The following is an 8,236-nucleotide window of genomic DNA, read 5'->3' as shown; positions in this document are numbered from 1 at the left end:
TTTCCTTCTTCGGATGTCCAGGTAATTGCCTCGAATGAAGTATCATCCTTCTTCGTGATCTTCAGTTCTGCTCCGGCGATTTCTTTTCCGTTGATATCTTCCTTGCTGATCACGACCTCTTTTTCGACCGGAATCTTTTTGTTCGCGAATGAACAGGTTATGGTTGTTTTATTGCCGTCAACAACGGTAAGTTCGATATCATTTCCCTTTGCATCCTTGACTGTAATATTTGCCCAGTCAATTTTATCCTGTCCTGGGAACACTACATACTGCGGTGTTTTATTCAGATTATAGCCCCCTGGTGCCTCAGTCTCAACCACCTTGTAGACCGTATCCTTCAAAAGACCATCAGCTGTCTTATATCCTTTATTTTCCAAATCCGTCTGAGATTCGTCACTCTTATTACTGGTTATGTATTCACCCTTTTTCGTGCCTGCATCCAACTGATTCTTTGTCTTGTCAAACTTATAAGAATATATTTCAAACTTTGCATCACCCAGTGCATCACCGTATACATCCTCTGCATGCTTATAGATGACAATGGATACACCGCTGGAAGTAGATGTTCCACTGCTGGACTTTACTACCCCTGTTAATTCATTTGAAGTTTCATTTCCGCTTGCTGATACCCCGGAAAGTTTACAACTGTTTAATCCATTGTGCTCAGTGAAGCTGTCGCCTGCAGCGAGTTCCACTCTTGCCGTGTAAGTAACTGTATGCACTGCATTGTCAGATACCTGCATCGTCAGCGTTCTCTTCCCTGCATCGAAATCATATTTGTCGCTTGTGACAGTCTCTCCATCCAGTTTCAGTGAACCGATCTGGAAGGCCAGAGCCGATCCTAACGTGTCGGACAGAGTCAGCATATCACTGTCTTTGACAAGATCAAGTGCCTGCGGATTCACTTTAATCGTGTATTTTACATCCGGTGCAGTCTTGCCGGTATACTCTGCTGATTTGTCCAGAACATTCTGCTTTGTCCAGTTACTGGTTGCCTCCTTATTTTCACCATCTTTGCCATCAATTGTAATATGCGCATTATTTTTAAACTCATTATAATTGGTGTTATCTGCGGCCGCCTGATATTGATACTTGATTTTCACTTCATGCGTTTTTGCATATGCCACCAGTTCAGGTGAGAGTGTAAACGTCAATGTAGCTCCGTTCACTGCAACAGCCACCGGATACGACAGCTGCGTACCACCCTCATATGCTGTTGCAGAGCCGTCCACATAAGTGACGGTTGCCTGACCCTGTGTGACACGAATCGTATCGGTAATCGTAACATTTTCTGCTGTTTCCGGCAGCTTATTGAGGAACAGTACCCAGTTGAGTACGCCCTGCTCCCAGCCTGGGCCGCCCCATTCATAGCCTTTGCTCAGATACTGGTCAACATTATATGTATACTCACTGTAGCTGTGGCCCTTGTTTGTGCCGTCCACATACACATCTGCATTGTTGTGATACGTTGTGGTGGCAACTGGCTCATTGTTCATCACGGTCTTGATTGTGAACACAATCTTACCTTCACCTGCATTGCCAAAATCAAACCAGATATTCTGTGAATGATCGCTGCCGTTATTATAGCGTCCTTCATTATCTGTTGAAATAACAGGAGGGTTCTTTATACCTGCCGAAGTTGTTTCAGCAGCATCGAGCACGAAGCTTCCTTCTTTATATGTAATATCATTTCCGCTCGCATCCCAGAGCTGATCCTCTACCTTCAGGTTGTTCAATCCACCCTTCGGGACATTAACGGTAATCTTCCACTCTACTTCCTTGCTCTTATTGTCCGAAGTAACCGTAGATTTTGTAATATACGTCCAGTCTTTTCCGACCCCCACGGTCTTGTCATAATCCTGTGGGCTGCCATCGCCTAATGGAGTTACTGTTGCGGTATTTTTAATCTCTATCTTCGATATATCTGACGACGTAGTCGGTCTTGTCTGGTAAGTGATCTTATATTTCTTATCAGAACCATTCGGGAATGTATATCCATCTGCGCTGCTCAATTTCTCCCAGGTCATATCGATAGCGGAATCTACAAACTGATCCCTTTCATATGGATATGCACATTCCTGTACTTTAAATGATCCTTCTACAAATGTCTGATTATCCCCCAGTGTATCCTTTACCTTCGTTCCGGAAATATCCAGGTAATCACCATTATTATTTACGAATATGCTCCAATTGATCACATTGTTCTGCTCATCATAAGCACCATCTTTATAGCCCCAGGTCTTGTTCACCGGAACCACCTTGTTGTCACTGCCGCCATTTGGATCCTCGGTGCTTGTCACCTTAACGGTATTGCGGCGGTCATCATCCGATGATCCTTTGTATGCATTTTTGTCCAAAGTAACGGTGTATTTCACATACAGTTTCTGACCGTCTGTCATCTTAGCTACTTTGTATTCAAATCCACTTGCAGAAACGCTTGTCTGAGTGATGCCATCAGTGACCTGCTGGCTGCAGTCCGCATCGGAATAGAATTTCACCGAAGATGTATCCAACTGCAGGTATTGCCCCATAGTGTCTGTGATGACCACATTGTTCTGCTCACCTGTTGCGGTAACAGTCAAGATGAATGATCTCTTCATCTCATTTCCTGCGCCCTCTACTTTTGATGCATCACTCTTTGCTATACGAATGCCATCATTGCCGTTCTCACGGTCAACCGTTACCGGAAAGCTGCCGACACCTGGAAATTCAAAAGAGGCATCTCCTCCGTTGTTTCCGCCGGTAGCATCCTTTGTAAGCTGACCGGAAAATGTAAGTGTACCGCTGCGGTCAGACTCCTGACAGAATTTCTCAGAAGTGTACGTAAGCGTAATCATGCTGTTTTCAATCTTATAAGTTCCAACTGTCGTTCCGCCATTTTTCAATTCGCCCGAATCGTTCGTAAAATTGATCTTGACCGGCAGCTGATAGGTAAAAGAATCACCTTTTACAATTACGGTATCATTGCTGAATGCCCAACCGAGAACTACAGCAACATCACCGTACTTCACATTTACAGGCTGTCCCGGTTTCACTTCTGTACCGTTAATCTTAATCGTTGCAGTTACAGAGCTTGCAGTTTCCTCCAGATTTTTCTCTGTGGCCTGCACTGCGCTTTCATCCTCGCCTATTGCCTGCACATCACCTTCTGTGGCCGCTGCGATATCCTCTGCAGACGGTTGCTCTGCTGTCTCGCCTTTTGCTGCGTCTTCTGCAGCTTTCTTTTCAGCCTCATTCTGTGCTTTCAGCTCATCGCGGGTGATTGTAACTTCTCCCTCCAGAAGTTCTCCACCTTGATTCTGAAATTCTTCTACGGACATCTCTGTCCCATCCTCAAAAATAACAGTTACATCATTCTGTAATGTTACAATAATCTTTTCATCCTGCCAGTTTGCAAATCGTTCTACCGATGTGCTCTCCGCCTCCGTAGAATCTACTGATTTCACGTCGGTATCAGATTGTCCGACAGAAGATGCGGCTGCATCATTCTCTTTGTTTGCTGCCGGCATATTTGTCATGTCTGTTTCACCTGTATATGCTAATGTTGTAAAAGATGACGAACTAAACACCATCGCGCACAACAGCAATATACTGATGCATCTCTTCAAGCTTTTTTTCATGTCTTTCTTCCTCTTTCCGTGCTTTACTCAGTTACTGTCCTGTGTTTTTCAAAAACACTTTAAAATCTATATAAAACCGTAATTTCGGTTTGTTTTCATAAGAATTTACCGCAGCAGTCACGAACCCCGCGGAGCGTTTTCTTATTATAGGAAGTTCGAAGGAATTTCCTATAATTAAAAAATCCGCCACGACCCAAAGGGTAATGACGGTTTTACCTGCAAATTAGTCCCAAACATAAGGCACCAAAGCAATATGAAGTGTTCTCAGACTGCAACACCCAGCTCAACGCTATGCTTTATCCCTTTTCGGCAACTTCTCTATAAAGAACTCTGCCATGAATGGAACTATACTTGCCTAACTCTTCAGCATCTTCCTAACCTATTCCTCTATGCTCTCTTCCCGAAAAAATATATGCTTTTTTACTTCTGCTCACTGAATTTTTTCTGCCGAATCCAAAATCGGATCTCTTATTATAAGCCATTTTATTCACCTCTGTGTATGATTAAAAGTTCGCTGTCTATTCAAAGGACTATGTGTTTTGTTCCCACTCTTAAATACTTGAGAATGACGATTTTTTAGATATTATCTCAGTCATTTTTTAGTATTACTTGAGGAGACACTATAGCACATTTTTTCTTTTTTTTCAATTACATTGTGAAAAAAATACACTCTTTATGAAAAAAATCCTCGTTATACTTTTATATTTTATGATTCTTCTTTTGTTCTCCCTTCACAAGAAATACTGCAATTGCCAGCAGACAAAGCGTTCCTGCGGACATTGCAAGAAATGTGATATTCAGCCCGTGGATCAGCGCATGCGCTCCATATGTAGCAGCAGACTTTTTGGCAGCCATCGTCATAATTCCAACAAAGACCGCGGCACCGATTGCGCCCGCAATCGTTCTGAGCGAAGCCAGCAGTGCCGTCGCATCGGCGGTATGATGAGCGGGCACATGGCTGGTCCCCCAGGTCACCAGAGGCATCATCAGGCATCCAATCGACACACAGCGGATCACATTCAGCACTGCCGGTATCACCAGCGGCACCTCCATCGTCACAAAGACCATTCCCAGATTGCTGAGGAGCATACATGCCGCACCTGTCACAAACAGCTTCTTCATTCCCAGCTTATCATACATTTTCCCGGCCATCGGGCTGAACACTGCCATCGCAAGAGATCCCGGAAGCGTCACCAGCCCGGAGGTCGTTGCCGAAAATCCCAGTATGGACTGCACAAAGACCGGCATAATGACAGAAGAGCCCATCATTACCAGATACAACAGCATGCTGCCGAGCACGCTCAATGTAAACTCTTTGTATTTCAGGATCCGCAGTTCCAGGAACGGCTGGTCGATATGAAACTGCCGGTAAGCGAACAGAATCCCTCCAACAACACCGATCAGCAGCGCCGCCATGATCGGTGCACTGAACAGTCCATATGTGCTGATATTGCCAATTCCGAGCGTAATCCCTCCGAACGCAAATGCGCTCAGAACAAAAGAGACTACATCGAACTTTTTCCTGCAGGTATCTAACACGTCATCAAATGCGAATATCCCAAATACAAACGAGATGCTCATAATCACTATGGCAACATAGAAGATACTTCTCCATCCGGTCAGATCGATCAGGACACCGGCAAGTGTCGGTGCGATGACCGGCGCCGCGCTCACCGAAAGTCCATACCATCCCATGATTGTTCCCTTCTTTTCAATGGGATAGATGGTCAGGAGAATGACCTGTGCCATTGCCGTCATGATGCCGTTCCCCACAGCCTGCAATACCCGTCCGCACATCATAATGAGAAATGTAGGCGCGATGGTACAAATCACCAGCCCCGCAATAAAAGCGCTCATTCCAGTCAGATACAATCTCTTTGTGGGAAACCGGGTAATCAGAAATGCTGTCAGGGGCATGGTGATTCCCATCGCCAGCGAATAGCCGCTGGTCAGCCACTGTCCGGTCGATACGCCGATATGCAGGTCTGTGGTGATGGCTGGCAGAGCCGTTGTCAGTGCGGTCGCAAGCATGGAGGATGCGATACACGAAATCAAAATGTTTAAAAAAATCAAGGTTCTTCTTTTATTGGTCACAATATTGCCGTTCATTATAATTCCTTCTTTCCTGACTGCTTCTGTTCATAATAGGACAGAACTCTTTTCTTAAGCTCCATGTACTGTCTGAAATCCTCTTCTCCCAATGCGTCAATCAAATCCGACACACTGTTCTCGAATGTTTTCTGCATCAGAAGATTCTTTTCAATTCCTGCAGGCAATATCTTCACCAGAGTCTGTCTGTGACTGTCTGGATCCTGATAGCGCCTGACCAACTCTCTTTTTTCCAGATTTTTCAGAATCACTGCGGTTCTCGCCGAGCTGACGTTCAGAATCTTACTTATTTCTTTTGGGTTCACATCTGCCTCCGCTTTCGTCAAATAACGGAGCACGTAATTCTCTCCCTTGACCGATTCCGTCAGAATCGATGCATTTTTTAATTTCGCAAGAGATTGCTGTAATGCTGCAAATTCCTCTATGTATGCTTTCTTATCCATGATATCCTCCTATTGTTTTTTGATTGCTAATGCCGTTAGTAATTAAAACATATTTTATCTGGAATGTCAATATGTTCAAAAAAATCTGAAGAGTTCTCCTGTCAGGCGAAATGCAAAACCCCCACAAAATAGTATGGGGCTGTAAAAAACGACCACACCAATTTGTGTGATCGTTCGTCTGCACTTTATTTTAGATAATTATTAATTCTACTACTTTGCCTCCGCTGCCTCAAAGCGTTCCGCAACATCTTTTAAATAATCAATAATGGATAAATGCTGCGGACAGACTCCTTCGCATTGACTGCAGGCAATGCACTCGCTTGCCTTTCCAAATGTCTTCGTAAGGTTATTGTAGTACTCTCCCTGTGGTGTCCACGCCTTCCCTTCTGTCTCCTGAAGATCCGCATTATAGAGTGAAAAATATTTTGGAATCTGAATCTTCATCGGACATCCATCGATACAATAGGAACATCCGGTACAGGGAATGGCAATCGTGGAATTAATTGCTGTTACCGCTTTTTGGATTCGTTCCTCTTCTTCCGCATTGATCGGCTGAAAATCACTCATATATCCTGTATTATCAAGCAGCTGCTCCATATCAGACATACCGGATAATACCAGTTTTACATTATCAAGACTGGCAGCAAAGCGAATTGCCCAGGAAGGAACAGAACGCTCCGGTGCATATTCTTTGAACATCTTTTCCACTTCTTCCGGCACATCCGCAAGTGTTCCACCCTTTACAGGTTCCATTACGATCACCGGCTTGTTGTGCTTTACGGCAACTTCATAACATTTGCGGGATTGGACGCCAACACTGTCCCAGTCCAGATAGTTGATCTGAAGCTGTACAAACTCAAATTCCGGGTGTTCTGTCAGCACTTTATCCAGCAGTTCCGGACCGTCATGGAACGAAAATCCTATATGCTTTACCAGACCCTGTTCCTTTTTATCCACAAGCCACTTAAAACAATCCAGTTTGTTGTAAGTCTCAATGCTGTGGGAATTGATGTCGTGCAGCAGATAGAAGTCAAAATACTCTACCCCCGTCTTTTCTCTCTGCTCATTAAAAATACGGTCCCGGTCCATCTTATTCTCCAGAAATCCTGCATGTAACTTCGTAGCCAAAGTATAGCTGTCTCTTGGATGACGGCTTACCAGCGCTTCTTTTGCTGCATTCTCGCTTTTAAATCCACAGTACATCCATGCGGTGTCAAAATAAGCAAACCCTTTTTCGATAAATGTGTCTACCATCTCTTTTACCTGCTCTATATCTATCTTAGACGCATCATCCTTATCCAGTGACGGTAATCTCATCAAGCCAAATCCTAATTTTTTCCTGCTCCATTCCATGTGCTATATCCTCCTGCAAATATATAATCATCGCTGCTCTTTTTTATTATAATGACTCTTCATTTTTTGTCCAATACTTATTTTGAATATAGTGCAATACAAAAAAAACATAACCGCTTTTATTTTCATATTACTTTTATACCAAACACTTATAACCTGTCAGCATTTCCACTTAGTTCCTCATAAATCGCATCCTCATTGTACTCTGATGCATAGTGGCCCACCGCAGTTACGAGGCGTTCAATATAGGCTTCCTCTTCTTCCAATGCATCTGCAATCTCTGCACAGCTCTGTCCTTTTTGAACTTTTTTCCAAACCAACTGAATCAGTTTTCTCACTTCCCCGTGAACCCTCACATAACTGAAGTCACATGCTTCCTGTTTCGGCGTAAATCGCCACAATAAATGCTGGTCTTATGCTTACTCCACAGGCGTAGATTATACTGTTTGGACAGTTCCTGCCCTACAGTTTTTTGTTTGTTTTATTAAGTAACATTTTTTATGCTGCCATTTGGCAGTACATCTCATACCCTTTCTTTCTAATGTTGATCGCTGCGTTTAAGTCTCGATCCAGGTTCATTCCACACTTACATATATATCGTCTCTGTTCCAATGATATTTCCTTCACGCTCCCACATCGACTGCAAGTTTTGGAGGATGGATACCATTTATCAACAACCATCAGCTGTTTTCCGCGATCTGCAAGTTTATA

Annotated in this window: 6 protein-coding genes; all 6 read right to left on the bottom strand. The window is 43.7% G+C overall.

Annotated elements, in window-relative coordinates; translation table 11 throughout:
* Positions 1–3,620: collagen binding domain-containing protein (locus tag BUB85_RS20100; protein WP_084534163.1), on the bottom strand; the 3,620-nt coding region annotated here is incomplete at its 3' end.
* 699 nt (positions 3,621–4,319) lie between these two features.
* The gene (locus tag BUB85_RS20095; protein ID WP_073113273.1) at positions 4,320–5,729 is read right to left on the bottom strand and encodes an MDR family MFS transporter; all 1,410 of its coding nucleotides are present in this window, start codon (positions 5,727–5,729) and stop codon (positions 4,320–4,322) included.
* The gene (locus BUB85_RS20090; RefSeq protein WP_073113272.1) at positions 5,729–6,172 is read right to left on the bottom strand and encodes a MarR family winged helix-turn-helix transcriptional regulator; all 444 of its coding nucleotides are present in this window, start codon (positions 6,170–6,172) and stop codon (positions 5,729–5,731) included. The genes BUB85_RS20095 and BUB85_RS20090 overlap by 1 nt, the downstream gene beginning before the upstream one ends.
* Positions 6,173–6,382: 210 nt before the next feature.
* Positions 6,383–7,525, bottom strand: a complete 1,143-nt coding sequence (locus tag BUB85_RS20085) for an aldo/keto reductase (RefSeq protein ID WP_073113271.1) — start codon at positions 7,523–7,525, stop codon at positions 6,383–6,385.
* Between the two features lie 149 nt (positions 7,526–7,674).
* Positions 7,675–7,863, bottom strand: a complete 189-nt coding sequence (locus tag BUB85_RS20080; protein ID WP_143160808.1) for a hypothetical protein — start codon at positions 7,861–7,863, stop codon at positions 7,675–7,677.
* 160 nt (positions 7,864–8,023) lie between these two features.
* Positions 8,024–8,236 (bottom strand): zinc ribbon domain-containing protein (locus tag BUB85_RS20075; RefSeq protein ID WP_143160807.1); only part of this gene is annotated, 213 nt, incomplete at its 5' end.

The sequence above is a fragment of the Hespellia stercorisuis DSM 15480 genome (assembly GCF_900142165.1).
Taxonomy (GTDB): domain Bacteria; phylum Bacillota; class Clostridia; order Lachnospirales; family Lachnospiraceae; genus Hespellia; species Hespellia stercorisuis.
The sequence above is the reverse complement of the archived record's forward strand: the minus strand, read 5'-3'. Positions and strand labels throughout refer to the sequence as shown.